This is a genomic window from Stenotrophomonas sp. 10N36 (assembly GCF_056395005.1).
In genome coordinates this window covers 55,270-77,379 of sequence record NZ_JBFTIS010000018.1, presented here as the reverse complement: position 1 = coordinate 77,379, position 22,110 = coordinate 55,270, and the positions used below count along the sequence as shown (strand labels likewise).

Below are 22,110 nucleotides of genomic sequence, written 5' to 3'. Positions count from 1 at the left end.
CCACGAGCCTCCAAGGATGGATTTACGGCGTGTCCCGCCACCTCACCCACCCCGGCCAACCCTCAGCAACCCGGCTCCCGCATTTGCCGTCCGCACAAACTCACTCGCACGAAACCTTAGGCGCCAACGCCGCCCGCCAGATCGCATACCCGTCCGGCGTCATGTGCAGCATGTCCTCGCGGAACAACGCCGCGCGCGGCTGCCCATCGCTGCCCAGCATCGGCGTGTAGATGTCGGTGTAGCCCGTATTCGGCAGCTTGGCCAGCGCCGCCTTGATCATCGCGTTGGCCTCGATGATCGCCGGCAGCAGGTTCGCCCGCGACGGGCTCGGCTTGATCGAGATGTACTCCACCGTCGTCTTCGGCAGATCGCGGTGTACCCGCTGCACGAAGGCCAGCACATCGTCGCGCACCTGCACCGCGCTGCGGCCGCTGTTGAGATCGTTGTCGCCGGCGTAGAAGAACACCTTGCACGGCGCATACGGCACCACCACCTGCCCGGCGTACCACGTGCTGTCGCGCACTTCCGAACCGCCGAAGCCGCGGTTGAACACCGGCTGGCCCGGGAAGTCGGCGGCCAGGGTGTCCCACATCCGGATCGAACTGCTGCCGATGAACTCGATGCCCCCGCGCGGCGTCGGGGTGGTGGCGTCTGCCTTGGCGAAATCGGCCATGTCCTGGGCCCAGGCCACGTTGGACACCTGCGCCGGCACCTGCGCCGGCTTGGCCGGGGACAGGGCAAACACGGGCAGGGCGGCGCCAAGCGCCAGGGCGAGCAACAGGGGGCGGGTGCAGCGATGACGCATGGGCAGACTCCTCGGCACGGCGCCCCATCGAGCGCCCGGTTCGGTTGAAACCCCATCATAGAAGCTGGTGACCGGCACCGCTTTACCCGCCGTGGCGGGGCTGTGCGCCACGTGTTGCCGGCGCCGGGCCCGTCACTAGCACGGCCTGACCCCGCCCGCCTCCGAGGAAGGTGCGACAGGCTTGTGGCAAAATGACCGATTGCCTGCCCATTCAGCCCTGCCCATGACCCCTTGCTGCGCGCTGTTCCCCGTGTCCCGGCCCGCCCTGCGTGATGGAGCGTGCCCCCGTGGCTGACGAAATCGGGCACATGCCGCGCGGCCCCCGGCGCATCTTCAAGGCGGCGGTGTGGTCCTGGCAGGGCCTGCGGGCCGCCTGGCTGCACGAGTCCTCGTTCCGCCTGGAGGTCTACCTGCTGGTGGTGCTGGCCCCGCTGGCCCTGTGGCTGGGCCAGACCCCGGTGGAGCGCGCGCTGATGATCGGCTCGATGCTGCTGGTGCTGTCCATGGAACTGGCCAACTCGGCCATCGAAGCGGTGATCGAACGCTACGGCGCCGAATTCCACGAACTGGCCGGACGCGCCAAGGACATGGGCTCGGCGGCCGTGTTCGTGCTGATGATGAACGTACTGCTGTGCTGGGGCCTGGTCCTGCTGCCCCGCTTCTTCTGAGCTGCCCCCACGGCGCATTCCCCCTTGTAAGGATCCATGTCCATGTTTCTTGAGTTGCTGTCCGACCCCAACGTCTGGTTGACCCTGTTCACGCTGAGCGCCCTGGAAATCGTGCTCGGCATCGACAACCTGGTCTTCATCTCCATCGCCGTGAGCAAGCTGCCCGAGTCGCGCCGTCCGTTCGCGCGCAAGCTCGGCATCGCGGTGGCCTGCATCACCCGCATCCTGCTGCTGGTGTCGCTGGCCTACCTGGCGCACATGGAAGCCAACCTGTTCACCGTGGCCGGTATCGGCATCTCCATCCGCGACCTGGTGCTGATCCTCGGCGGCCTGTTCCTGATCATCAAGGGCGGCATGGAAATCCGCGAGCTGATCACCGGCGGCGAAGACGAAGACCCCACCACCACCAAGGCCTCGGCCGTGTTCGGCATGGTCATCGCGCAGATCGCGGTGATCGACATCGTGTTCTCGCTGGACTCGGTGATCACCGCCGTCGGCATCGCCGACCACGTGCCGGTGATGGTGGCCGCGATCCTGCTGTCGGTGGCGGTCATGCTGCTGGCGGCCAACCCGCTGGGCCGCTTCATCGACGCCAACCCGACCGTGAAGATGCTGGCCCTGGCCTTCATCCTGCTGATCGGTGCGGTGCTGATCCTGGACGGTCTGGGCGTGCACGTGCCCAAGCCCTACATCTACGCGGCGATGGGCTTCTCGGTGCTGGTGGAATGGCTGAACCTGCTGATGCGCCGCCGCGCCGTGGCCCATAACGTCCCAGGCGCCGGCAACTGGTAGATACCGACCGTTGGTCGGTGTTCCGCGGGTGCCGACCAGGGGTCGGCAATCCGTCGGTACCGACCAACCGCCGTTACCCACATCCGCTTTACCGCAAACGTGGCATGCTCCGGATCCCGTTCATCGAGATCCGGAGCCGGCCATGCGATCGTTCTCCCGCCTGTTGCTGTTGGCCGTGCTGGCCGCCCTGTTGTCCGGTTGCGGCTACAACGCCATCCAGCAGAAGGATGAGCAGGTCAAGGCCGGTTGGGCCGAAGTGCTCAACCAGTACAAGCGCCGCGCCGACCTGATTCCCAACCTGGTGCAGACCGTGGAAGGCTATGCCAACCAGGAACGCCAGGTGCTCACCGACGTGACCAATGCGCGCTCGCGGGTGGGCCAGATCAACGTCAACGCCGACGATGCGGACTCGCTCAAGCAGTTCCAGCAGGCCCAGGGCGAACTGAGCGGCGCGCTGTCGCGGCTGCTGGTGGTCACCGAAAACTACCCGAACCTCAAGTCCGACCAGGGCTTCCGCGACCTGCAGGCGCAGCTGGAAGGCACCGAGAACCGCATCACCGTGGCGCGTGGCCGCTACATCCAGATGGTGCAGGACTACAACACCTTCCTGCGCCAGTTCCCGCAGCTGATCACTGCCAAGATCTTCGGCTACCAGGTCAAGCCGAACTTCACCGTGGACAACGAAGCGCAGATCTCCCAGCCGCCGGCGGTCAAGTTCGGTTCGCAGGCGCCGGCCCCGGCCCCCGCGCCGCAGCCGCAGCCGCAGCCGCAGCAGGCCCCGGCGCAGTAACCTGATGAACGTCCTTCGCCTGCTGCGCGGCCTGGTGCTGGCCGGCCTTTGCCTGGCCGGGCCGGCAGTTGCCCAGGCCGATGCGGTGATCCCGCCGCTGTCCTCGCCGGTGGTCGATACCACCGGCACCCTGGACGCCGCCCAGGTCCAGGCGCTGCAGGCACAGGCCCTGGCCCTGCAGCAGCGCAAGGGCAGCCAGTTGCAGATCCTGATGGTGCCCAGCACCGCGCCCGAGTCGATCGAGCAGTACACCCAGCGGGTCTTCGAGCAATGGCAGATCGGCCGCAAGGGCGTGGACGACGGCGTGCTGCTGGTGGTGGCCAAGGACGATCGCCGGGTCCGCATCGAACCCGGTTACGGGCTGGAAGGGGCGATCCCCGACGCCATCGCCAACCGCGTCATCCAGGAATACCTGGCCCCGCGCTTCCGCGCCAACGACTACGCCGGCGGCCTGGCCGATGCCAGCGCGGCGCTGGTCAAACTGATCGACGGCGAGGCACTGCCCGCGCCGGTCAGCACCCACCGCGCCAGCCCCAACCCCGATGGCGGCGGCTGGACCTTCGCGCTGGTGATCGGCTTCTTCGTTGGCAGCTTCCTGCGCGCCATCCTCGGCTGGCTGCCGCGCCCGGTGCGCGCGCTGCTGGGCGGCGGCGGCGCGGCAGTGGTCGCCTTCCTGTTCACCTCGTTGTGGCTGGCCAGTGGTCTGGCCGGCCTGATCGGCCTGTTCGTCGGCCTGTCCTCGGGCCGGGCCGGCGCGTTTGCGCGCAATGGCGGCTGGGGCGGTGGCGGAGGCTGGGGCAGTGGCGGCGGTGGTTGGGGCGGCGGCGGTGGCTTCGGCGGCGGTGGAGGCGGCTGGGGCGGCGGCGGTGGACGTTCAGGAGGCGGTGGCGCCTCGGGAGGCTGGTGATGCGCTGGCTTCGGCACGTATTTTCCCCTTCGGTGCGGCGCGCGTTCCCGCCTGGACGCCTGCAGGCGATCACCGACGCGATCACCGCCGGCGAGCGTCGGCACGGTGGCCAGGTGATGTTCGCGGTGGAGGCGGACCTGCCACTGCTGGCGCTGTGGCAGCGGGTCAGCCCCCGCCAACGCGCCGAGCATGCCTTCGCGCAGCTGCGCACCTGGGATACCGAACACAACAACGGCGTGCTGGTGTACCTGTTGCTGGCCGACCACGCCATCGAGCTGGTCGCCGACCGTGGCCTGCGCGGCAAGGTGGGCGAGGCGCAATGGGCGGCCATCTGCGCCCACATGCAGCAGCGCCTGCGCGACGGTGCGTTGCAGGACGCGGTACTGCTGGCCATCGAGGAGGTATCGGACCTGCTGGCCGGGCACTATCCGCCGGTTCCGGGGTCACAGGATGACGGCCTGCCGAACACGCCGCAGATTCTGGGCTGAAGCCCGGCAATCGCGCGATCGGGGCCGCCGCGAGGCCGCTCCCGGGCGGCGCTAGAATATCTGCATCCCTGCAAGGCGTCCTTCATGATCTATTTCCACGACATCGACCCCATCGCCATCTCGCTTGGGCCGGTCAAAGTGCATTGGTACGGCATCATGTACCTGCTCGGCTTCACCGCCGCCTGGTGGCTGGGGCGCAAGCGGATCGCGGCCGGGCGCCTGCCGGGGGTGAATGCCGACGGTTTCTCCGACCTGCTGTTCTACGCCATGCTCGGCGTGGTGGTGGGCGGGCGCGTGGGTTACATGCTGTTCTATGCGCTGGGCGATTTCCTGCACAACCCGCTGCTGCTGTTCAAGGTATGGGACGGCGGCATGAGCTTCCACGGCGGCCTGCTGGGCGTGCTGTTTGCCGCGTGGTGGTGGTCGCGCAAGCACCGCCTGCACCTGTTCGATACCCTGGATTTCGTGGCCCCGCTGGTTCCGTTGGGCCTGGGCTTCGGCCGCGTCGGCAACTTCATCGGTGCCGAACTGTGGGGCAAGTACACCGGCGGCACCTGGGGCGTGGTGTTTCCCAGTGGCCTGCCGGCGCCGTTGAACGGGCTGGACCTGGCCACGTTGAAGGCGCAGTTCGCCACCGGCGCGCTCAACCCGTACGCCCGCCATCCCTCGCAGCTGTATGAAGCGCTGCTGGAAGGCCTGGTGATGTTCCTGGTGCTGTGGGCGGTGTCGGCCACGCCGCGCCACCGCTACGTCATCGCCGGCCTGTTCGCGCTGCTGTACGGCATCTTCCGCTTCGCGGTGGAGTTCGTGCGCATGCCCGACAACGGCGTGTACGTCGCCTTCGGCTGGCTGACCAAGGGCCAGATCCTGTGCGTGCCGCTGATCGCCTTCGGCCTGGTGCTGCTGGCCCTGTCGCGCCGCGCCCCGGTGCTGCAGCCGCAGCTGCCGGTGCAGGCCGCGGGGGCCAAGGCATGAAGCCCTACCTGGACCTGCTGCAGCACGTGCTGGAGAACGGCACCGAAAAGTCCGACCGCACCGGCACCGGCACGCGCAGCGTGTTCGGCTGGCAGATGCGCTTCAACCTGGCCGACGGCTTCCCGCTGGTCACCACCAAGAAGCTGCACCTGCGATCGATCATCCATGAGCTGCTGTGGTTCCTGAAGGGCGACACCAACATCGGCTACCTCACCGACAACCAGGTGCGCATCTGGGACGAGTGGGCCGATGCCAACGGCGACCTCGGCCCGATCTACGGCAAGCAGTGGCGCAGCTGGGCCACCGCCGATGGCGGCAGCATCGACCAGATGCAGTGGCTGGTGGAGGAGATCAAGCGCAACCCCGATTCGCGGCGGCTGGTGGTCAGCGCCTGGAACGTGGGCGAGCTGTCGCAGATGGCGTTGATGCCCTGCCACAACCTGTTCCAGTTCTACGTGGTGGACGGCAAGCTCAGCTGCCAGCTCTACCAGCGCAGCGGCGACATCTTCCTCGGCGTGCCGTTCAACATCGCCAGCTATGCGCTGCTGACCCACATGGTGGCGCAGGCCACCGGGCTGGGCGTGGGCGACTTCGTGCACACCCTGGGCGACGCGCACCTGTACTCCAACCACGTTGACCAGGCGCGCGAGCAGCTGTCGCGCACGCCGCGCGCGCTGCCGCAGCTGTGGTTGAACCCGGCGGTCACCGACCTGTTCGGCTTCCAGTTCGATGACATCCGCATCGACGGCTACGACCCGCACCCGGCGATCAAGGCGCCGGTGGCGGTATGACGGCGATCCGGCTGTCGCTGATCGCCGCGCTGGACCGCAGCCACGGCATCGGCCAGGACAACCAGTTGCCGTGGCAGCTGCCCGATGACCTCAAGCGCTTCAAGGCGCTCACCCTGGGCAAGCCGATCCTGATGGGGCGCAAGACCGCGCAGTCGCTGGGCCGCGCGCTGCCGGGGCGTCCCAACCTGGTGCTCACCCGCAGCGGCCAGGTGCCGTTCGAGGGCATGCAGGCGGTGGCTTCGGTAGACGACGCGCTGGCCTTCGCCGCGGCCAGCGGTGCCGACGAACTGTGTGTGATCGGCGGAGGCGAGGTGTACCGCCTGACGATGGCCCAGGCCACCGACCTGCACCTGACCTGGGTGGACACCACGGTGGCCGCCGACACCCACTTCCCGCCGGTCGACCCGGCGCTGTGGGTGGAAGTGGCACGCGAGCACCACCCGGCCGACGCACGGCATTCAGCCGCGTTCGACTTCGTGGATTACACGCGACACCCGTAGAGCCGGGTTCTACCCGGCTTGCCCCAGCAGCACGGGAAGCAGCATCGTAGAGCCGGGCTCTGCCCGGCTGGTATCAGCAGCGCGTGCGCTTGCCGAAAGGCAGCCGGGCAGAGCCCGGCGCTACGCGGCTGGTATCAGCAGCACGCGAGCAGCATCGTAGAGCCGGGCTCTGCCCGGCTTGTTTCAGCAGCGCGCGCACCCACCGAAAGGCGGCCGGGCAGAGCCCGGCGCTACGCGTTTTCTTTCAGCAGCACGTGCGCTTGCCGAAAGGCAGCCGGGCAGAGCCCGGCGCTACGCGGCTTGTTTCAGCAGCGCGCGCACCCACCGAAAGGCGGCCGGGCAGAGCCCGGCGCTACTCGGCTTGGATCAGCAGCGGGTGCACTTATAGAAACGCAGGCGGACAGCGCCCGACGTCACGCGCGCGTTTTGATCCCCAGCAATTTCAACGATGCGGCCAGCCGCGCCGGGTCGGCGCCGTGCTGCGGGGCATGTTGCAGGCAGGCCTTGTCGTCGTCATTCAACGCGGCATCGCATTGCAGGCCGGCGGCCGGTATGAATGACGGTGCCGCCAGCAGTGCCTCGGGTGCGGCGAAACGCGCGAACCACGGCAGCAGCACCTCGGCGGTGTAGCGCTCAAGATCGGTCAGGCAGCGCTCACTGCCATGCCCCGATGCCAGGTTGAAGCGCAGGTGGAAGCGCGACTCACGCAGTGCCAGCAACGCGTCCTGGCTGTCCGGCCCGTTCAGGGCCAGCGCCGGGAAATCGCTGTCGAGCACGCGGACGCCGGCCTGCAGACGTAGCGCCAGTGAGGTGTCGATGCTTGCCCGGCCGGCGCCTTCGCGCTGCAGGAACACGAAGCTGGCGGTATGCGCATGGCGCTGCACCCACAGCATCTTGCGCGTGCGCTGGAACCCGGCGGGCGCCAGCAGCGCGTCGAACGCGGCCTGCATGCCTGCCAATGATGCCGTGGGAGTGGCGGGAGACGGTTCGGGCATGGGCGCGTCCTTGCGGTGGCCAGCGCTCAGGCTGGCGGCCGGTAATGGCCAATGATGGTGTGAGCGAACAGCAGGTCTTCTTCCTGCGTGCCGCGCGCGATGTTGTGCAGGATCAGCGGGGTGCCGTCGCTGCGCCGCCGGTCGGAGACGATGCCGACGTGCAGCAGCCCGTTGCCGTTGAGCTTCCAGGCCACGATGTCGCCGGCGGCAAAGTCGGCCGCGTGGCGCGACGTGGGTTGCTGCCAGCCTTGCCGCTCGAACCAGCGCATCAGGTTCGGCACGCGACGGTGGTCGATGTTGCGGTCCGGCCGCGACAGCCCCCACAGCGCCGGGTAGGCACTGAACGCACCGCGCATGTCCTCGTGGATGCGTTGCTGCAGGTCCAGGCCCTGGGTGCGCAGGGCGCGCACGATCACATCGGTGCACACGCCGCCGTCGATGGGGACGTCGCCACCGGGATAGCCCAGTACGGCATAAGCCGGGTCGTAGCGCACGGTCTGCCCGATCTGGCGACGCGCAGCGGCCACCAGCGGCGGCGAGGGCAGCGTCGGTGGCCGTGCGGCGGGGGCGGGCGTGGCGACCGGCGCGCCGGTGTCGCCGGCCGCTGGCGTCGGGCTGCGCTGGCAGGCGATACCGGCCAGGGCCAGCAGTCCTGCCAGACCCACCCGCAGCCACCGACCGGTGCGGATCATGCCGGGGTCGGGGTGCTTCCGCCGGTGTCGCCGGCCGGTTCAGGGTTGCGGCGCGGCGACGACTGGCCGCGCGGGCCGCGTTCGCGACGCTGGCCCTGCGGCTGCCGCGGTGGACGGCCATTGCCCTGCGGCTCGCCATCGCCGGCCGGACGCCGTGCCGGCGGCCGCGGCGGCGACACCGGCCGGGGCACATCGCGGCCCGGAACCTGCACCACGCGCAGTTCGTCGGTATCCAGCTGCAACGCGGTGAGCTTGCCGCCCCATACCGCGCCGGTATCGATGGCATGCACGCCCTGGGTGATGGTCAGGCCCAGGGCCGACCAGTGCCCGCAGACGATCTTCAGGTCACGCTCGGCGCGACCGGGCACTTCGAACCACGGGTACAGACCCTGCTCCTGCGTGCCCGGGGTGCCCTTGTCCTCGATCCCGATACGCCCGCGCGGCGTGCAGTAACGCATGCGCGTGAACAGGTTGATGATCGCGCGCGAGCGGTCGTACCCGGCCAAGCCGGGCGACCAGCTCGGCTTGTCGCCGTACATGTTGCGGAACAGCTTGCGGTAGCCGCTGCCGTGCAGCTGCACCTCCACTTCGCGGGCATGCTTTTCGGCCAGCTGGGTGGTCCATTTCGGGGCCAGCCCGGCGTGGATCATCATCCAGCCCAGTTCGCGGTCCACGTGCGCCAGCTTCTGCAGGCGCAGCCAGTCCAGCAGCACGTCGCGGTCGTCGGCCTGCACGATGCGCAGCAGGTCCGGGTTGACCTTGCGCTGCTCTTCCTCGGTGCGGGCACCCACGGCCAGCAGGCTCAGGTCATGGTTGCCCAGCACCACCACGCTGCTGTCGCGCAGCGAATGGACCAGACGCAGGGTTTCCAGCGACTGCCCGCCGCGGTTGACCAGGTCGCCGCAGAACCACAGGGTATCCACCGCCGGGTCGAAGCGGATCTTCTCCAGCAACCGTTGGGTGACGTCGTAGCAGCCCTGCAGGTCGCCGATGGCCCATACACTCATGCGCGCGCCTCCATCAGTGCAGTGTGCGCGGAACGGTCAACACGAACGGCGCGATGGCGGCGGCGAACTCGGTGCCATCGTCGGCCACCATGTCGTAATGCCCCTGCATCGTGCCGTGTTCCGTTTCCAGCATGACACCGGAGGTGTAACGGAAGTCTTCACCCGGGCGCAGCCGCGGCTGCTCGCCGATCACCCCATCGCCGTCCACGTGTTCGATGCGGCCGTTGGCATCGGTGATGCGCCAGTGGCGCGCCACCAGACGGGCGGCCACGCGGCCGTGGTTGTGGATGCGGATCGTATAGGCGAACGCGTAGCGCCCGTCCTCCGGCGTGGACTGGTCGTCGAGGAAGCGCGGAGCGACTTCGACCGAGATCGCATAGTGTGCAGCGTCGTTCATGCAGGCAGTTTAGAGAATGTCGTGCAGTTTGAGGTGAGCGCGCCACGGGATGGCGCGCTCCTTCAGGGAATTCAAGCGGTGTTACGTGCCTGCGCCCGGTCAACGGCGCAGGGCGGGGCGGTCATTCCTGCGGCGTGTCGTCGGCCGCCACCTGCGGAACGTTGGCCAGGGCGATGAACTGCGCCACTTCCAGCTGCTCGGCACGGGCATCGCTGCGCACGCCCGCGGCCTCGAACTGCTCGGGCGTGACCACCCCGTTCAGGGCGTTGCGCAGGGTCTTGCGGCGCTGCCCGAAGGCGGCCCGGACCACATCGGCGAAGCGCTTGCGGTCAATGATGCCGACGGTGTCCGGATCACGCGGCACCAGCCGCACCACGGCCGAGTCCACCTTCGGCGGCGGCCGGAAGGCACCGGGCGGCACCACGAACAGCGCCGTCACCTTGCACCATGCCTGCAGCATCACGCTCAGGCGGCCGTAGACCTTGCTGCCGGGGCCGGCAGCCATGCGGTCCACCACTTCCTTCTGCAGCATGAAGTGCATGTCGCGGATCACCGCCGCATGCTCCATGGCGTGGAACAGGATCGGTGAGGAGATGTTGTAGGGCAGGTTGCCCACCAGCCGGATCTGGCCGTCGCCGGCCAGCTCGGTGAAGTTCACCTGCAGCACGTCGCGGTGCACGATGGTCAGCTCGCCCAGCGGTTCAGCGGCGGCGGTCAGCGGCGCGATCAGGTCGCGATCGAACTCGATCACGGTCAGGCGCGGATGGCGGCGCAGCAGCGGCAGGGTGATGGCGCCCTGGCCCGGGCCGATCTCGACCAGGCGGTCGTCGTCCTTGGGGTTGACCGCCAGCACGATCTTGTCGATGTAGCTGCGATCGGCCAGGAAGTGCTGGCCAAGCTGCTTTTTGGGCGGCGCGGTGAACCCGCCGGCCGAGGAGGAATACGAAGTCATGGCACCATCTTACGTTGCCGCGCCAGCCGGGCACACAGCGCGGTGGCAGCGAGGAGGCTGGAAGGGTCGGCGATGCCCCGGCCGGCCATGTCCAGCGCGGTGCCGTGGTCGACGGCCACCCGCGGATAGGGCAGGCCCAGGGTGATATTGACGGCCTGTTCGAAGCCGCTGTACTTGAGCACCGGCAGGCCCTGGTCGTGGTACATCGCCAGCACCGCGTCGAACCCGGCCAGCTTGGCCGGCAGGAACGCGGTGTCGGCCGGCAGCGGCCCGATCAGGTCCATGCCCTGGTCGCGCAGGCACTGCAGCAGGGGAATGATCAGGTCCAGCTCTTCACGCCCCAGGTGGCCGTCTTCCCCCGCATGCGGGTTCAGGCCAAGCACCGCGATGCGCGGCGTGGCGATGCCGAAGTCGCGCTGCAGGGCGGCATGCACGGTGTGCAGGGTGCGCGCCAGGCCATCAGCGGTGATGGCATCGGCCACCGCGCGCAGCGGCAGGTGGGTGGTGGCCAGGGCTACGCGCACGATGTCGTTGGCCAGCATCATCACCACTTCCACGCCGGCCTGGTCGGCCAGCAGTTCGGTGGTGCCGCTGTAGGCAATGCCGCCCTGGTTGATCACCGCCTTGTGCACCGGGCCGGTCACCACGCCGTCCAGTTCACCGGACAGGCAGGCCTGCCCGGCCTGCAGCAGCGCGCCGATCACCGCGCCGGAATTGGCCGGATCGGCGTGGCCGAAGCGTGAGGGGACGGCATTGCGCACCGCGCGCACGCGCAGATCGCCCGGCTGGCGGGCGATGGCATCTTCAGGCAGGAGCTGCAGGGGCAGCGACAGCGCCGCGGCGGCGGCGTGCAGGGTGTCCGGGTCGGCGAAGGCCAGCAGCCGGCACTCGGTGCGCGGCTGCTGGGCAAGGCGGATGCAGAGTTCCGGACCGATCCCGGCGGGCTCGCCCGGTACCAGAGCGAGCTGCGGGATCATCAGGTCGACCTCAGGACTGCGGCGGCGTGGTGGCGGTGCCGGTGGCGTCCGCGCCGGTACGCAGGTTGACGTAGGCTTCGCCACGCAGTTCCTGCAGGTAGCGGTTGTACTCTTCTTCCAGCTTGCGGCGACCGATGGTCTCGCGCACCTGGGCGCGCTGGTTGTCGGTGGTCGCATCGGTCTGGCGCGTGGCAACGCGCTGCACGATGTGCCAGCCGGCATCGGTGCGGAAGGCCGGGCTCACGCCGCCGTCTTCCACGCCCGCCACCTGCTTGCCGAAGTCCGGGCCGAAGGCATCGGCCGGGAACCAACCCAGATCGCCGCCCTGGCCCTTGCTGTTGTTGTCGTCCGACGCTTCCTTGGCCACGGCCTGGAAATCGGCGCCGCCGGCGATGCGGGCGCGCAGCGTCTCGATCTTGGCCTTGGCCGCGGCATTGTCCTGCTGATCGGTGATGCGGATCAGGATATGGCGGGCATGGTATTCGGTGATGGTCTGGCCGCCGGCGGCGGCGCTGGCATCGCGCACTTCCACCAGCTTCAGCAGCTGGAAGCCGCTCGGGCCACGAATCGGGCCCAGCACGTCGCCGGCCTTCATCTGCGTCATCATCTGCGCGAATGCGTTGGGGATTTCATCCAGCGAACGCCAGCCCAGGTCGCCGCCTTCCAGCGCGTTGGGGCTGTCCGAATAGCGGACGGCAGCGGCGTTGAAGTCCAGTTCACCCTTGTCCAGCAGCGCCTTGACGCCATCGGCCTTCTTCTGGCCGGTGCTGATCTGATCGGCGGTGGCGGCTTCGGGCAGGCCGATCAGGATGTGCGCCAGATGGTACTGGGTGCCGACCGAGGCCTGCTGCTTCAGCGCGGCATCCACTTCACCCTCGCTGACGCTGATGCGGCTCTGCGCGAAGCTCTGGCGCAGGCGCTGCACGGTGATTTCATCGCGGACCGAGTTGCGGAAATCGTTGAAGTCGATGCCGTCACGGGCCAGGCGCTGGCGCAGGGCGTCCAGGTTGGAGCCGTTCTGCTGGGCGATCGCGTTCAGGGCCTGGTTGAGCTCCTGGTCGCCGATCTTGATCCCGCTGCTCTGGGCGCGGGCCACCTGCAGCTTGACCAGCACCAGGCGTTCCAGCACCTGGCGGCTCAGCACGTCTTCCGGCGGCAGCTGGTTCTCACGACCGGCGTACTGCGCCTTGATGTTCTGGATCGCGCGGTCCAGTTCGCTCTGCAGCACCACGTCTTCATCGACGATGGCGGCAATGCGGTCCAGCGGCTGGCTCTGCTGGGCCAGCACCTGCAGCGGTGCTGAGACGGTGGTCACCGCCAGCAGGGAAGCGAGTAGAACGGGAAGGGTCTTGGTCATGGGATCTGATTCGGATCGTAGTCGTCGCGGTCGGCCCCGGTGTTGCTGGGCGGCACGAGATAGAGGTCGTCTCGGTAGTACCCGAGAATAGCACGGCGCAAGGTGCGGTCCGTGTTCTGCCCGATGGAGCTCAAGCCCTTGAGCACGAACTCGATCTGGAAGGAATTGTTCAGCTCGCCCTCGCGGTTGCGCACGTAACGACGGGCGATGGCGCGAACAGCCAGGCAGCAGCTGTCCCACTGCACGCCACCGATGATTTCCAGCGGCTTCTTGTCTTCAAGGGAGTAGTAGTAGCGCCCCACCAGGCTCCAGCGCGGGCTGATCGGGTACAGGAAGGACAGGTCGACCTGTTCAAGCAGCGTGCGCTCTTCCTTGGTCGCGGTGACCGGCGCAGCCGCGTTGATGCGGTAGCGGTAGGTCAGGTTGACGACGCCGTCGTTGGACATCAGATACCGCGCCCGCAGGCTGGCCAGGTCCTCCCGCTTGTACTTGGGATCCCACTGGTAGGTGGCGCCCAGCGTCCAGCGGTCGTTGACGGCGTAATTGGCATCGGCGATCCACGCCGACTTGCCCTGCTCGACCTGGGACTGCTGGCCCGGCAGGGTGACCCGCGAATCATCGAAGTACAGGATCTGGCCGATGCTGCCGGAGAAGCGCTCGCGACCGGTGGTCTGGTCGATGAAGCGGGTGCTCAACGCCATCGTCAACTGGTTGGCATCGTTCTGGCGGTCGGCGCCGGTATAGCGCGAATCGCGGAACAGCTGGCCCCAGCTGAAGGTGAAGTCGCGGGTATCGAAGATCGGCAGCTCGCTTTGGTCGCGGTACGGCGTGCGCAGGTAGAACAGGCGCGGCTCCAGGGTGTGCAGGAACGACTTGCCGCCGATGGTGGTCTCGCGGTCGAAGAACATGCCCGCGTCGAGGCTGGCCACCGGCAGGCTGCGGCTGGGCGAGGTGTTGCCGCGCAGCTGGTCCGGGGTAGCCGTATTCGGGTCGATGCCCGCGTCGGAAAGCGCCTGGCGGCGGACCTGGTCGGCCAGGCCCTGCTCGAGGTCGTAGGCGGTGTAGCGGTAGGCCAGCGTCGGGGTCACGTACCACGACGGCCCGCTGAAGGGCAGCGACACGTAGGGTTTGACGTCCAGGCGCGACCCGTTGAAGCGCGGATCAACCACGCCGGAGCGGAGGTATTCGCCGTCTCCATCGACGATCTTGCGGCGGTTGTCATCGTGGGTGAAGCGCACGGCTTCGGTATACACGCCCGCTTCCAGCCACGGCAGCAGCGGCTTGTCCCAGTTGAAGAACGCGCGCGGCTGGCGCGCATACGGCAGCGAATCTTCGGTCAGGGTGTAGTCGGTGAGCTGCCAGTAATCGGCCATCAGGCCGCCGGTCCAGTTCTCGCCGGTGCCGTAGATGCCCACCTGGCTCTGCAGGTTGGATGCGGTCACGCCCAGCAGCTTGCTGGAGAAGTCCTCGGTGTACCGCTCATCGCTGACCCAGGCGATATTGGCGCGCGCCTGCCAGTTGGCATTGATGTTGTGGTAGCCCTCGAACTCGACCCGGCCGCGATCCTTGTCACGCAGCTTGTCGTTGGGCAGGTAGGCCGTCAGCAACGTGCCGCGGCCCCCGTCGTAGAGGTAGCGGAACTCGTTGTCGACCATCAGGCCGCGCTTGCTCATGTAGCGCGGGGTCAGGGTGTCGTCGTAGTTCGGCGCCAGGTTGAAGTAGATCGGCTGGGCGTAATCGAAGCCGTTGCGCCCGGACAGGCCCAGCTGCGGGTACAGCAGGCCGGTCTGGCGACGGTCGTCGATCGGGAACTTGAAGTACGGCGCCCACAGCACCGGGACCTTGCCGATCCGCAGCACGGCGTTGCGCGCGGTGCCGAAGCCTTCGTCGTTGTCCACTTCGATCTGCGGCGCCGACAGCTTCCAGACCGGCTGGGACGGGTCGCAGGTGGTGTAGGTGGAGCGGTGCATCTGCCCGACCGCACCCTGCAGGTCCACCGATTCGGCGCCACCGTTGCCACGGCGATCCACCAGCTGGTACTGGATGTCGCTGATCTTGTGGGTGTCCGCTTCCTGGTTGCCTTCGGCGCGTTTGGCCACCATCCGGATCGAGGAGTCCTGGTAGCGGACGTTGCCCTCGGCGATGTAGTTGCCGCTTTCGGTGTCGAAGCTCAGGTGGTCGGTACCCAGGAACTGGTCGCCGCGCTTGAGCGCGACGTTGCCCTGGTACTGCGGCACCGTGGACGTGCCAAACAGCTGGTCGCCCTCGATGTCGGTGTCCTGCTGGTCGCGCGTGGCGGCCGCGGCCTTGTCGGCTTTGGGCGCATCGTCGAACACGGGCAGCACGTCAGTGGCCGGGCACAGGCCCCAGTTCACCGGTTTGTCGTCGGCCATGGCCGGCAGGCAGATGGCGATGCTCAGGGGGAGAGGCAGCAGGCGGAGGGCTCGGCGCACGCGGGAGTCGGATTCGGGGGAAAACGGATCGTAGCTTGCCCCATCCCTTGCATAGGGGCAATGAAGGCCTTGCCCGGCCAAGGGTTCAGGTTCATGCGCGGGCTCGACCCGCGCAGGTGTTCAGCGCAGCTGGCCGACGTGGGCCACGCTGCATTCGGCCAAGGCCTGCAGGTCGTATCCGCCCTCCAGCATGGACACCACCCGGCCACCGCCATGACGCCGGGCCAGCCCGCGCAGCTCGGCGGTGATCCAGGCGAAATCGTCGGTCTCCAGCATCAGGTCGGCCTGCGGATCGCGCAGATGCGCATCGAAACCGGCCGAGATCAGCAGCAGCTGCGGGCGGAAATCGTCGATGGCCGGCAGCATTTCATCGGCCCAGGTGTTGCGGAAGCGGAATCCGCCGCTGCCCGGCGGCAGCAGGATGTTCATCAGGTTGCCGGCACCGCGGTCGCGACGCAGCCCCGAATTGGGAAACAGCCCGGCCTGGTGGGTGCTGTAGTAGGCCACCCCCGGGTCGGCGATGAAGATGTCCTGGGTGCCGTTGCCGTGGTGCACGTCGAAATCGACGATGGCGATGCGTTCCAGGCCGTAGCGGTCGCGCGCATAGGCGGCGGCCACGGCGATGTTGTTGAGCAGGCAGAACCCCATCGCGGTGCTGGCGGTGGCGTGGTGGCCCGGCGGGCGCACCGCGCAGAACGCGACCGGGTCATCGCCCAGCATCACCGCGTCCACGGCGGCCACGCCGGCACCGGCGGCATGCAGGGCCGCGCTGGCCGAACCGGGCGAGGTCAGGGTGTCCATGTCGATCTGGCGCAGCGGCTCGGTCTGCGCCTTGAGCACCAGGTCGATCAGCTCGCTGTCGTGCACGCGGGCCAGCTCGCCCAGCTTGGCCGGCGGCGCCTGGCGCCAGTCCAGCTGGTCGGGGAAGGCGGCGAGCAGGGCATCGAGCACCACCTGCAGGCGCTGCGGGGATTCGGGGTGGCCGCGGCCGGGATCGTGTTGCAGACAGGCAGGGTGGGTAAAAACCAGCATGCGGGCAGGGGTTCCGGTGGGGCGGCAGGAGGGCTCAGGCGTGGCGGCGTTCGTGGCGCCACACCACCTCGCCGTGCCCGTCGGCGCGGGCCAGCACCCGGGCCAGCACGAACAGCAGGTCGGAAAGGCGGTTGAGGTAGCCGATGGCTTCGGCGCGCACCGGCTCCAGCCGCGCCAGGGTCACCGTTTCGCGCTCGGCCCGGCGCACGATGGTGCGGGCCAGGTGGCAGCGTGCGGCCGCCTCGCCGCCGGCCGGCAGGATGAAGTCCTTCAGGGCGGGCAGGTCGGCGTTGTAATGGTCGAGCTGCTGCTCCAGGGCGTCGATGTCGGCCGCCTGGATGGCCGCGTGGCCGGGAATGCAGAGCTCCCCGCCCAGGTCGAACAACTGGTGCTGCACGGTGGTCAGCAGCGCCCGCACGTCGTCGGGTAGGGCGACCGCCAGCAGCACGCCCAGCGCCGAGTTGGCCTCGTCGACGGTGCCGTAGGCGTTGACCCGCTGGGCATCCTTGGGCACCCGGCTGCCATCGCCGAGTCCGGTGCTGCCGTCATCGCCGGTGCGGGTATAGATGCGTGAAAGCCGATTGCCCATGCGTGCCGGCCGCTCAGCGCAGGACGTCGTGGCGCGCCTGCAGCAGCTTGCCGACCGGTTCGGTGGTCAGCTGCAGGGCGGCGGCCAGGCCGACATAGATCGCGGCGGTGCGCAGGTAGGGCACGAACCAGTCGGCGTAGTTCTTCAGCCAGCCGGCGGCGGTCGGCTCGGCCACCATGTCGCTGCTCCAGTAGAACCCGCCCTGCGCGAACAGGTGGCAGACCGCCACCGCGGCCACCAGCAGCAGGGCGGCCTTGCCCAGCGTGAGCCACTGGGCGCCGTGGTAGCCCTGGCGCAGCAGCAGGCCGCCGGCCCACATCGAGAAGTACGCCGGCAGCAGCATCCAGGTGCCGGGCGAGACGCAGTAATGCTGCAGGTACTGCTGGCCGCTGCTGCGGATCACCAGGATGTCGATCACGATGGCCAGCGCCATCAGCAGCGGGAACGCCCAGCGGGTCCAGCTGCGCAGGTAGAACCCGCCGATGAAGAACACGGCCCAGGAGGCATCCGGGATCGCCATGAAGTGATTGACCCGGGTGGCGGCCATCAGCAGTACGAGCACGGACAGGACGAAGGCGCGTTGGGCGGTGGTGGACATGGCAGCCACGGGAAAGGGTCAGGCATTCATTCTAGCGCCTGCTGCGGCAGGCCGCCGCACGCCCCGGGAACGGCCCAGCGCTTATCATGGCGGCATGAGTGAACGACATGACGTAGTGATCGTGGGCGGCGGGCTGGTGGGTGCCAGCCTGGCCATTGCGCTGGACCGCGCCGGGCGCGACGTCGGGCTGGTGGAAGCCACCCCGGCCGGCGCCCTGCCGACGGTATTCGACCAGCGCAACCTCAGCTTCGCCGCCGCCACGGTCAACGCGCTCACCGCGTTGGGCGTGATGCAGCGGCTGGGCACGCCGCCCGGTGCGATCACCCGCATCCATGTCAGCCGTGCCGGCGATTTCGGCCGGGTGCAGATGGACGCCGCGCAGTACCAGCGGCCGTGGTTCGGCCAAGTGGTGGTGGCGCGTGATTTCGGCACCGCGCTGGAAACCTGCCTGCAGGCGCTGTCGCACCTTACCCGCTACCGCCCGGCACGCTTCGTGCGGCTCGGCGCCACTGTCGACGGGTACCGTGAGGTGTTCATTGCCGACGACAGCGGCGAACGCTGTCTGCTGGCCCGGCTGGTGGTCGGCGCCGACGGCACCCGCAGTGGTGTGCGCGAGGCGCTCGGCATCGGCGTGGACGAACACGATTTCGAGCAGACCCTGTTCGTGTCGCGGGTGCGTGGCGCGCGTGCGCCCGATGGAACCGCCTATGAGCGGTTCACCGATACCGGCCCCACCGCGCTGTTGCCGCGTGGTGATCGGCACTTTGGCGCCGTGCACGGGGTGGCCCGCGACCAGGTAGAGGCGGTACACGCGCTGGACGACGCGGCGTGGCTGCAGCGCCTGCAGGACGCGATCGGCTGGCGCGCCGGGCGGTTGCTGGAAAGCGGCCCGCGCAGCGCCTACCCGCTGATCCAGGTGCTGGCCCAGGCGTTGGTGGGCGAGCGCGCGGTGCTGCTGGGCAATGCCGCGCAGACCATCCATCCGTTGGGCGCACAGGGCTTCAACCTGGGCCTGCGCGACGCGCTCACTCTCGCCGAGCTGGTGGCCGATGCGCAGGACCCGGGCAGCGACGCGCTGCTGCAGGCGCACGTGGCCCGCCGCGCCGAAGACCGCGCGCAAACCATCGCCTTCTCCGGCGGGCTGGCCCGCTTGACCAGCAATCCGGCGCCGTTGATGCGGCCGCTGCGCAGCCTGGGGCTGCTGGCCGCGCAGGCCACCCCGATGCAGTCGATGCTGGTGGGCGGGGCGATGGGCTTCCGTGGCGAAGTGCCGGCGCTGTGCCGCGGAGCGGGCGCATGAGCCGGCGCGCGCGCGATGTGATCGTGGTGGGCGGCGGCGTGGTCGGCGCGGCCTGTGCGCTGGCGTTGGCCGACACGGGCCTGCAGGTCACCCTGGTGGAAGGCCGCGAGCCGCCACCGTGGCAGCCGCAGCAGCCGGACCTGCGCGTGTATGCGTTTGCGCCGGACAACGCGGCCCTGCTGGCCGCGCTCGGGGTATGGCCGGCCGTCACCGCGGCGCGTGCCTGTGCCTACCGGCGCATGCGCGTGTGGGACGCCGGCGGCGGCGATGAACTGCGGTTCGATGCCGACCACCTCGGCCGCGAGCAGTTGGGTTGGATCGTGGAGAACGACCTGCTGGTGGACCGCCTGTGGGCGGCGCTGCCGGCGGCCGGTGTGCAGGTGTGCTGCCCGGCGCGCGTGGAAGCGCTGGAACAGGACGCCGACGGCGTGCGCCTGCGGTTGGAGGATGGCCGCCGGCTGGAAGCATCGCTGGCCATTGCCGCCGACGGTGCCGAATCCACCCTGCGCCGCCTGGCCGGGCTGGAGGTCAGCCGCCAGGACTATGGCCAGCGCGGCATGGTCGCCTACGTGGACAGCGAAAACGACAACGAAGCCACCGCGTGGCAGCGCTTCCTGGTGACCGGGCCGCTCGCGGTGCTGCCCATTGCCGGGAAGCGCAGCTCGATTGTCTGGACCCTGCCCGATGCCGAGGCCGAGCGGGTGCTGGCGCTGGACGAGGCCGCCTTCGGGCGTGAGCTCACCCAGGCCTTCGCCGGGCGGCTGGGGGCGATGACGCTGGCATCGCGGCGGGCGGCCTTCCCCTTGCGTCGCCAGCTGGCCACCGGTTACGTGGCCGGGCGCGTGCTGGCGTTGGGCGATGCGGCGCACGTGGTGCACCCGCTGGCGGGGCAGGGCGTCAACCTGGGCCTGCGCGACGTGGCCGCGCTGCGCACGCTGGTCCTGCAGGCGCAGCAGCGCCGCCAGGACTGGATGTCACCGCACCGGCTGCAGCGCTGGGCGCGTGAACGGCGCAGCGAGAACACCGTGGCCGCCTACAGTTTCGATGCGATCAACACCGTGTTCTCCAACGACGAGCTGCACCTGACCCTGGCCCGCGGCCGCGTACTGGGCTGCGCCGGCAAACTGCCGCCGCTGGTGTCGATGTTCTGGAAGCGCGCCGCCGGCGTGTGAGACCGCGCAGCCGGGCAGAGCCCGGCTCTACGTGGCGGTGGCGGTGCGTTTGGGCCGTGCGCAGCCGGGCAGAGCCCGGCTCTACGTGGCGGTGGCGATGCGTTGGGCTGTGCGCAGCCGGGCAGAGCCCGGCTCTACGTGACTGTGGCGATGCGTCGGGCTGTGCGCAGCCGGGCAGAGCCCGGCTCTACGTGACTGTGGCGGTGCGTTGGGCCGTAGAGCCGGGCTCTGCCCGGCTTGCGTCAGGCCATGGCAATGTCGGCAACGCGCATCCGGGCAGAGCCCGGCTCTACGTGACGTGGCGATGCGTTGGGCCGTAGAGCCGGGCTCTGCCCGGATGCACGATGGTGGCGCGGCCGCCTCAGTCGGTCAGCCAACCGGCCAGGTCAGCACGGTCCAGCTTGCCGCGCCGCTTCACATCCAGGGCGCCGAACTCATCGGCCAACGCCGGGTTGGCCTGCGCCTCGGCGCGGCTGATGAAGCCATCGCCATCGGTGTCCAGCGTCGCGAACGCGAACCGGTACTGGCCCACCACGCTCACCGGCTGCACCGACCGCACCGTCACCGCTGCCTCGCCCGCCGGGGCGGCCAAGGTCACCTGATGGGTCACCCGGCCCTCGGACAGCGACTGCGTGCGCACGCTGGCGGGGACCTCGCGCAGCGGTTCACTGATCGCCGGCGACGGCGTGTAGGCCTGCGCCAAAGCGAGCGAAGGCAGCAGGCACAACATCAGCAGCAGGGTGGGGCGAGGTCGCATGCAGACTCCGTGGGTTACGTGGGCGGGCAGAGCCGGGCCATGCCCGGCTGTACTGCGTTGATCAGCGCAGCGGCGAGGCCAGCACCGTGATTTCCTCACGGTCGTGGTAAAGCTGCTTGGCCCGTACCACCAGCGGTTTGCCGGCCTGTTCCTGGAACAGGTCCAGGCACAGGCGGGTCTCGTCCCAGCGCTTCTTCATCGGCAGCTTGAGGTTGAAGATCGCATGCTTGCACCAGCCTTCGCGGAACCAGGTGGCCATGCGCTCGGCCACCCGGCGCGGCTGTTCCACCATGTCGCAGACCATCCAGTCCAGCGGCGTCTCGGGCTGCCAATGGAAGCCGTCGGCCCGCAGGTGTTCCACCAGCCCGGTCTCCAGCACGTGCTCGCGCAGCGGGCCGTTGTCCACGCTGATCACCTTGACGTGCTGGCGGGTCAGCACCCAGGTCCAGCCGCCCGGCGCAGCGCCCAGGTCGGCCGCGCGCATGCCCGGCTTGACCAGCTGTTCGCGTTCTTCCGGGGTGAGCAGGGTGAGCAGGGCTTCGTCCAGCTTCAACGCCGACCGCGACGGGGCATCGGGCAGCAGCTTCAGGCGCGGAATGCCCAGCGCCCACGGCGCGCTGTCGCGGGTGTCGCTTACGCAGACGAACACATGGCGGCCATCGACGAACACGACGTGCACGCGCGGCAGCGCGGTGTTGGCCTTGTCGGTGAGCAGGCCGGCCTTGCGCAGCGCCGGACGCAGCGCATTGCCGAACGCGCGGGCCAGGCCGGCCAGCGGCTTGCCTTCATCCGAGTCCGGATGCTCGACCCACATGTCGCCGAAGCGTTGCTGCCCCTGAAGCGCAGCGATGATCGGGGTGATGCGGTCGCTGGGGTCCAGCTCACGCAGCTCAGCCAGCACCACCAGCTTCTGGCGCGCGAAGATCAGCGACCGCCACGGCAGCGCCTTGGACAGCGCGGCGCCTTCGTCGGTGGCGAACAGCACGTAGCCGTCATTGCGCTGGGTGCGCGCATAGCCGGCGATGCCGGCATAGGCGGCGCGCTCGGACAGTTCACCGGCCAGTTCCGGCTCGAACCCCTGGCGGCACAGACACAGCAGGCCGCTCATCGCAGCGC

General features: G+C 69.1%; 24 protein-coding genes. 10 read left to right on the top strand and 14 right to left on the bottom strand.

Annotated elements, in window-relative coordinates; genetic code table 11:
• Positions 1-100: 100 nt before the first annotated feature.
• Positions 101-805 (bottom strand): SGNH/GDSL hydrolase family protein, encoded by a 705-nt coding sequence (locus AC1DCJ_RS16625; protein ID WP_478071427.1) that lies wholly within the window; start codon positions 803-805, stop codon positions 101-103.
• A 287-nt stretch (positions 806-1,092) separates the two neighbouring features.
• Here AC1DCJ_RS16625 and AC1DCJ_RS16620 point away from each other — a divergent pair, with 287 nt between their 5' ends.
• The 8 genes from AC1DCJ_RS16620 (at position 1,093) to AC1DCJ_RS16585 (ending at position 6,716) form a co-directional block, all read left to right on the top strand.
• On the top strand, positions 1,093-1,473 hold the full coding sequence (locus tag AC1DCJ_RS16620; protein WP_038692485.1) for a diacylglycerol kinase: 381 nt from the start codon (positions 1,093-1,095) through the stop codon (positions 1,471-1,473).
• A gap of 42 nt (positions 1,474-1,515) precedes the next feature.
• Positions 1,516-2,265 (top strand): TerC family protein, encoded by a 750-nt coding sequence (locus tag AC1DCJ_RS16615; protein WP_038692483.1) that lies wholly within the window; start codon positions 1,516-1,518, stop codon positions 2,263-2,265.
• A 142-nt stretch (positions 2,266-2,407) separates the two neighbouring features.
• Positions 2,408-3,055: a LemA family protein gene (locus tag AC1DCJ_RS16610; protein WP_478071426.1), complete on the top strand. Its 648-nt coding sequence runs from the start codon at positions 2,408-2,410 to the stop codon at positions 3,053-3,055.
• 4 nt (positions 3,056-3,059) lie between these two features.
• Entirely contained in the window at positions 3,060-3,962 is a 903-nt protein-coding gene (locus AC1DCJ_RS16605; protein WP_478071425.1) for a TPM domain-containing protein, read from the top strand.
• Positions 3,962-4,450: a TPM domain-containing protein gene (locus AC1DCJ_RS16600; RefSeq protein WP_038690433.1), complete on the top strand. Its 489-nt coding sequence runs from the start codon at positions 3,962-3,964 to the stop codon at positions 4,448-4,450. Before AC1DCJ_RS16605 ends, AC1DCJ_RS16600 begins: the two co-directional genes overlap by 1 nt.
• Positions 4,451-4,534: 84 nt before the next feature.
• Positions 4,535-5,425 (top strand): prolipoprotein diacylglyceryl transferase, encoded by an 891-nt coding sequence (lgt, locus tag AC1DCJ_RS16595; protein WP_447591996.1) that lies wholly within the window; start codon positions 4,535-4,537, stop codon positions 5,423-5,425.
• A complete protein-coding gene (locus AC1DCJ_RS16590) occupies positions 5,422-6,216 on the top strand; it encodes a thymidylate synthase (protein WP_478071424.1) in 795 nt (264 codons plus the stop codon). Before lgt ends, AC1DCJ_RS16590 begins: the two co-directional genes overlap by 4 nt.
• A 5-nt stretch (positions 6,217-6,221) precedes the next feature.
• On the top strand, positions 6,222-6,716 hold the full coding sequence (locus AC1DCJ_RS16585; RefSeq protein WP_137191266.1) for a dihydrofolate reductase: 495 nt from the start codon (positions 6,222-6,224) through the stop codon (positions 6,714-6,716).
• Between the two features lie 413 nt (positions 6,717-7,129).
• Here the strand turns inward: AC1DCJ_RS16585 and AC1DCJ_RS16580 are convergent, their stop codons facing one another.
• The 11 genes from AC1DCJ_RS16580 to AC1DCJ_RS16530 form a co-directional block, all read right to left on the bottom strand.
• Positions 7,130-7,711 (bottom strand): hypothetical protein, encoded by a 582-nt coding sequence (locus AC1DCJ_RS16580; protein WP_478071423.1) that lies wholly within the window; start codon positions 7,709-7,711, stop codon positions 7,130-7,132.
• 26 nt (positions 7,712-7,737) lie between these two features.
• Entirely contained in the window at positions 7,738-8,403 is a 666-nt protein-coding gene (locus AC1DCJ_RS16575) for a DUF1287 domain-containing protein (protein ID WP_478071422.1), read from the bottom strand.
• Positions 8,400-9,410 carry a symmetrical bis(5'-nucleosyl)-tetraphosphatase gene (locus tag AC1DCJ_RS16570; RefSeq protein WP_478071421.1) on the bottom strand — a complete coding sequence of 337 codons (1,011 nt, stop codon included), beginning with the start codon at positions 9,408-9,410 and terminating at the stop codon, positions 8,400-8,402. The genes AC1DCJ_RS16575 and AC1DCJ_RS16570 overlap by 4 nt, the downstream gene beginning before the upstream one ends.
• A gap of 13 nt (positions 9,411-9,423) precedes the next feature.
• On the bottom strand, positions 9,424-9,807 hold the full coding sequence (gene apaG, locus AC1DCJ_RS16565; RefSeq protein ID WP_038690425.1) for a Co2+/Mg2+ efflux protein ApaG: 384 nt from the start codon (positions 9,805-9,807) through the stop codon (positions 9,424-9,426).
• Between the two features lie 121 nt (positions 9,808-9,928).
• Entirely contained in the window at positions 9,929-10,759 is an 831-nt protein-coding gene (rsmA, locus tag AC1DCJ_RS16560) for a 16S rRNA (adenine(1518)-N(6)/adenine(1519)-N(6))-dimethyltransferase RsmA (protein ID WP_478071420.1), read from the bottom strand.
• Positions 10,756-11,739: a 4-hydroxythreonine-4-phosphate dehydrogenase PdxA gene (pdxA, locus tag AC1DCJ_RS16555; RefSeq protein ID WP_478071429.1), complete on the bottom strand. Its 984-nt coding sequence runs from the start codon at positions 11,737-11,739 to the stop codon at positions 10,756-10,758. Before pdxA ends, rsmA begins: the two co-directional genes overlap by 4 nt.
• Positions 11,740-11,746: 7 nt before the next feature.
• Positions 11,747-13,093: a peptidylprolyl isomerase gene (locus AC1DCJ_RS16550; protein ID WP_478071419.1), complete on the bottom strand. Its 1,347-nt coding sequence runs from the start codon at positions 13,091-13,093 to the stop codon at positions 11,747-11,749.
• Positions 13,090-15,546, bottom strand: a complete 2,457-nt coding sequence (lptD, locus tag AC1DCJ_RS16545) for an LPS-assembly protein LptD (RefSeq protein WP_478071418.1) — start codon at positions 15,544-15,546, stop codon at positions 13,090-13,092. The genes AC1DCJ_RS16550 and lptD overlap by 4 nt, the downstream gene beginning before the upstream one ends.
• Before the next feature lie 120 nt (positions 15,547-15,666).
• On the bottom strand, positions 15,667-16,578 hold the full coding sequence (locus tag AC1DCJ_RS16540) for a histone deacetylase family protein (protein ID WP_038690415.1): 912 nt from the start codon (positions 16,576-16,578) through the stop codon (positions 15,667-15,669).
• Between the two features lie 34 nt (positions 16,579-16,612).
• A complete protein-coding gene (locus AC1DCJ_RS16535) occupies positions 16,613-17,167 on the bottom strand; it encodes a cob(I)yrinic acid a,c-diamide adenosyltransferase (protein ID WP_038690413.1) in 555 nt (184 codons plus the stop codon).
• Positions 17,168-17,180: 13 nt separating this feature from the next.
• Positions 17,181-17,765, bottom strand: a complete 585-nt coding sequence (locus tag AC1DCJ_RS16530; RefSeq protein WP_478071417.1) for a hypothetical protein — start codon at positions 17,763-17,765, stop codon at positions 17,181-17,183.
• 94 nt (positions 17,766-17,859) lie between these two features.
• Between AC1DCJ_RS16530 and ubiH the strand changes: the two genes are divergently transcribed.
• Positions 17,860-19,065 carry a 2-octaprenyl-6-methoxyphenyl hydroxylase gene (ubiH, locus tag AC1DCJ_RS16525; protein WP_478071416.1) on the top strand — a complete coding sequence of 402 codons (1,206 nt, stop codon included), beginning with the start codon at positions 17,860-17,862 and terminating at the stop codon, positions 19,063-19,065.
• Complete coding sequence (locus AC1DCJ_RS16520; RefSeq protein WP_478071415.1) at positions 19,062-20,237, top strand: UbiH/UbiF family hydroxylase; 1,176 nt, start codon at positions 19,062-19,064, stop codon at positions 20,235-20,237. Before ubiH ends, AC1DCJ_RS16520 begins: the two co-directional genes overlap by 4 nt.
• Positions 20,238-20,598: 361 nt before the next feature.
• On the opposite strand, the gene AC1DCJ_RS16515 is transcribed toward AC1DCJ_RS16520, so the two are convergent.
• Both AC1DCJ_RS16515 and rlmM read right to left on the bottom strand, forming a co-directional pair.
• Positions 20,599-20,994 carry an EF-hand domain-containing protein gene (locus tag AC1DCJ_RS16515; RefSeq protein ID WP_313426579.1) on the bottom strand — a complete coding sequence of 132 codons (396 nt, stop codon included), beginning with the start codon at positions 20,992-20,994 and terminating at the stop codon, positions 20,599-20,601.
• A 61-nt stretch (positions 20,995-21,055) separates the two neighbouring features.
• On the bottom strand, positions 21,056-22,102 hold the full coding sequence (gene rlmM, locus AC1DCJ_RS16510; RefSeq protein WP_478071414.1) for a 23S rRNA (cytidine(2498)-2'-O)-methyltransferase RlmM: 1,047 nt from the start codon (positions 22,100-22,102) through the stop codon (positions 21,056-21,058).
• Positions 22,103-22,110 lie beyond the last annotated feature (8 nt).

Excerpts from the sequence above, each read along its gene's own strand:
- AC1DCJ_RS16625 (WP_478071427.1), bottom strand. The coding sequence starts at position 805 with ATGCGTCATCGCTGCACCCGCCCCCTGTTGCTCGCCCTGGCGCTTGGC.
- AC1DCJ_RS16615 (WP_038692483.1), top strand. The coding sequence starts at position 1,516 with ATGTTTCTTGAGTTGCTGTCCGACCCCAACGTCTGGTTGACCCTGTTC.
- AC1DCJ_RS16610 (WP_478071426.1), top strand. The coding sequence starts at position 2,408 with ATGCGATCGTTCTCCCGCCTGTTGCTGTTGGCCGTGCTGGCCGCCCTG.
- AC1DCJ_RS16605 (WP_478071425.1), top strand. The coding sequence starts at position 3,060 with ATGAACGTCCTTCGCCTGCTGCGCGGCCTGGTGCTGGCCGGCCTTTGC.
- AC1DCJ_RS16600 (WP_038690433.1), top strand. The coding sequence starts at position 3,962 with ATGCGCTGGCTTCGGCACGTATTTTCCCCTTCGGTGCGGCGCGCGTTC.
- lgt (WP_447591996.1), top strand. The coding sequence starts at position 4,535 with ATGATCTATTTCCACGACATCGACCCCATCGCCATCTCGCTTGGGCCG.
- AC1DCJ_RS16590 (WP_478071424.1), top strand. The coding sequence starts at position 5,422 with ATGAAGCCCTACCTGGACCTGCTGCAGCACGTGCTGGAGAACGGCACC.
- AC1DCJ_RS16580 (WP_478071423.1), bottom strand. The coding sequence starts at position 7,711 with ATGCCCGAACCGTCTCCCGCCACTCCCACGGCATCATTGGCAGGCATG.
- AC1DCJ_RS16575 (WP_478071422.1), bottom strand. The coding sequence starts at position 8,403 with ATGATCCGCACCGGTCGGTGGCTGCGGGTGGGTCTGGCAGGACTGCTG.
- AC1DCJ_RS16570 (WP_478071421.1), bottom strand. The coding sequence starts at position 9,410 with ATGAGTGTATGGGCCATCGGCGACCTGCAGGGCTGCTACGACGTCACC.
- apaG (WP_038690425.1), bottom strand. The coding sequence starts at position 9,807 with ATGAACGACGCTGCACACTATGCGATCTCGGTCGAAGTCGCTCCGCGC.
- rsmA (WP_478071420.1), bottom strand. The coding sequence starts at position 10,759 with ATGACTTCGTATTCCTCCTCGGCCGGCGGGTTCACCGCGCCGCCCAAA.
- AC1DCJ_RS16550 (WP_478071419.1), bottom strand. The coding sequence starts at position 13,093 with ATGACCAAGACCCTTCCCGTTCTACTCGCTTCCCTGCTGGCGGTGACC.
- AC1DCJ_RS16540 (WP_038690415.1), bottom strand. The coding sequence starts at position 16,578 with ATGCTGGTTTTTACCCACCCTGCCTGTCTGCAACACGATCCCGGCCGC.
- AC1DCJ_RS16535 (WP_038690413.1), bottom strand. The coding sequence starts at position 17,167 with ATGGGCAATCGGCTTTCACGCATCTATACCCGCACCGGCGATGACGGC.
- AC1DCJ_RS16530 (WP_478071417.1), bottom strand. The coding sequence starts at position 17,765 with ATGTCCACCACCGCCCAACGCGCCTTCGTCCTGTCCGTGCTCGTACTG.
- ubiH (WP_478071416.1), top strand. The coding sequence starts at position 17,860 with ATGAGTGAACGACATGACGTAGTGATCGTGGGCGGCGGGCTGGTGGGT.
- AC1DCJ_RS16520 (WP_478071415.1), top strand. The coding sequence starts at position 19,062 with ATGAGCCGGCGCGCGCGCGATGTGATCGTGGTGGGCGGCGGCGTGGTC.
- AC1DCJ_RS16515 (WP_313426579.1), bottom strand. The coding sequence starts at position 20,994 with ATGCGACCTCGCCCCACCCTGCTGCTGATGTTGTGCCTGCTGCCTTCG.
- rlmM (WP_478071414.1), bottom strand. The coding sequence starts at position 22,102 with ATGAGCGGCCTGCTGTGTCTGTGCCGCCAGGGGTTCGAGCCGGAACTG.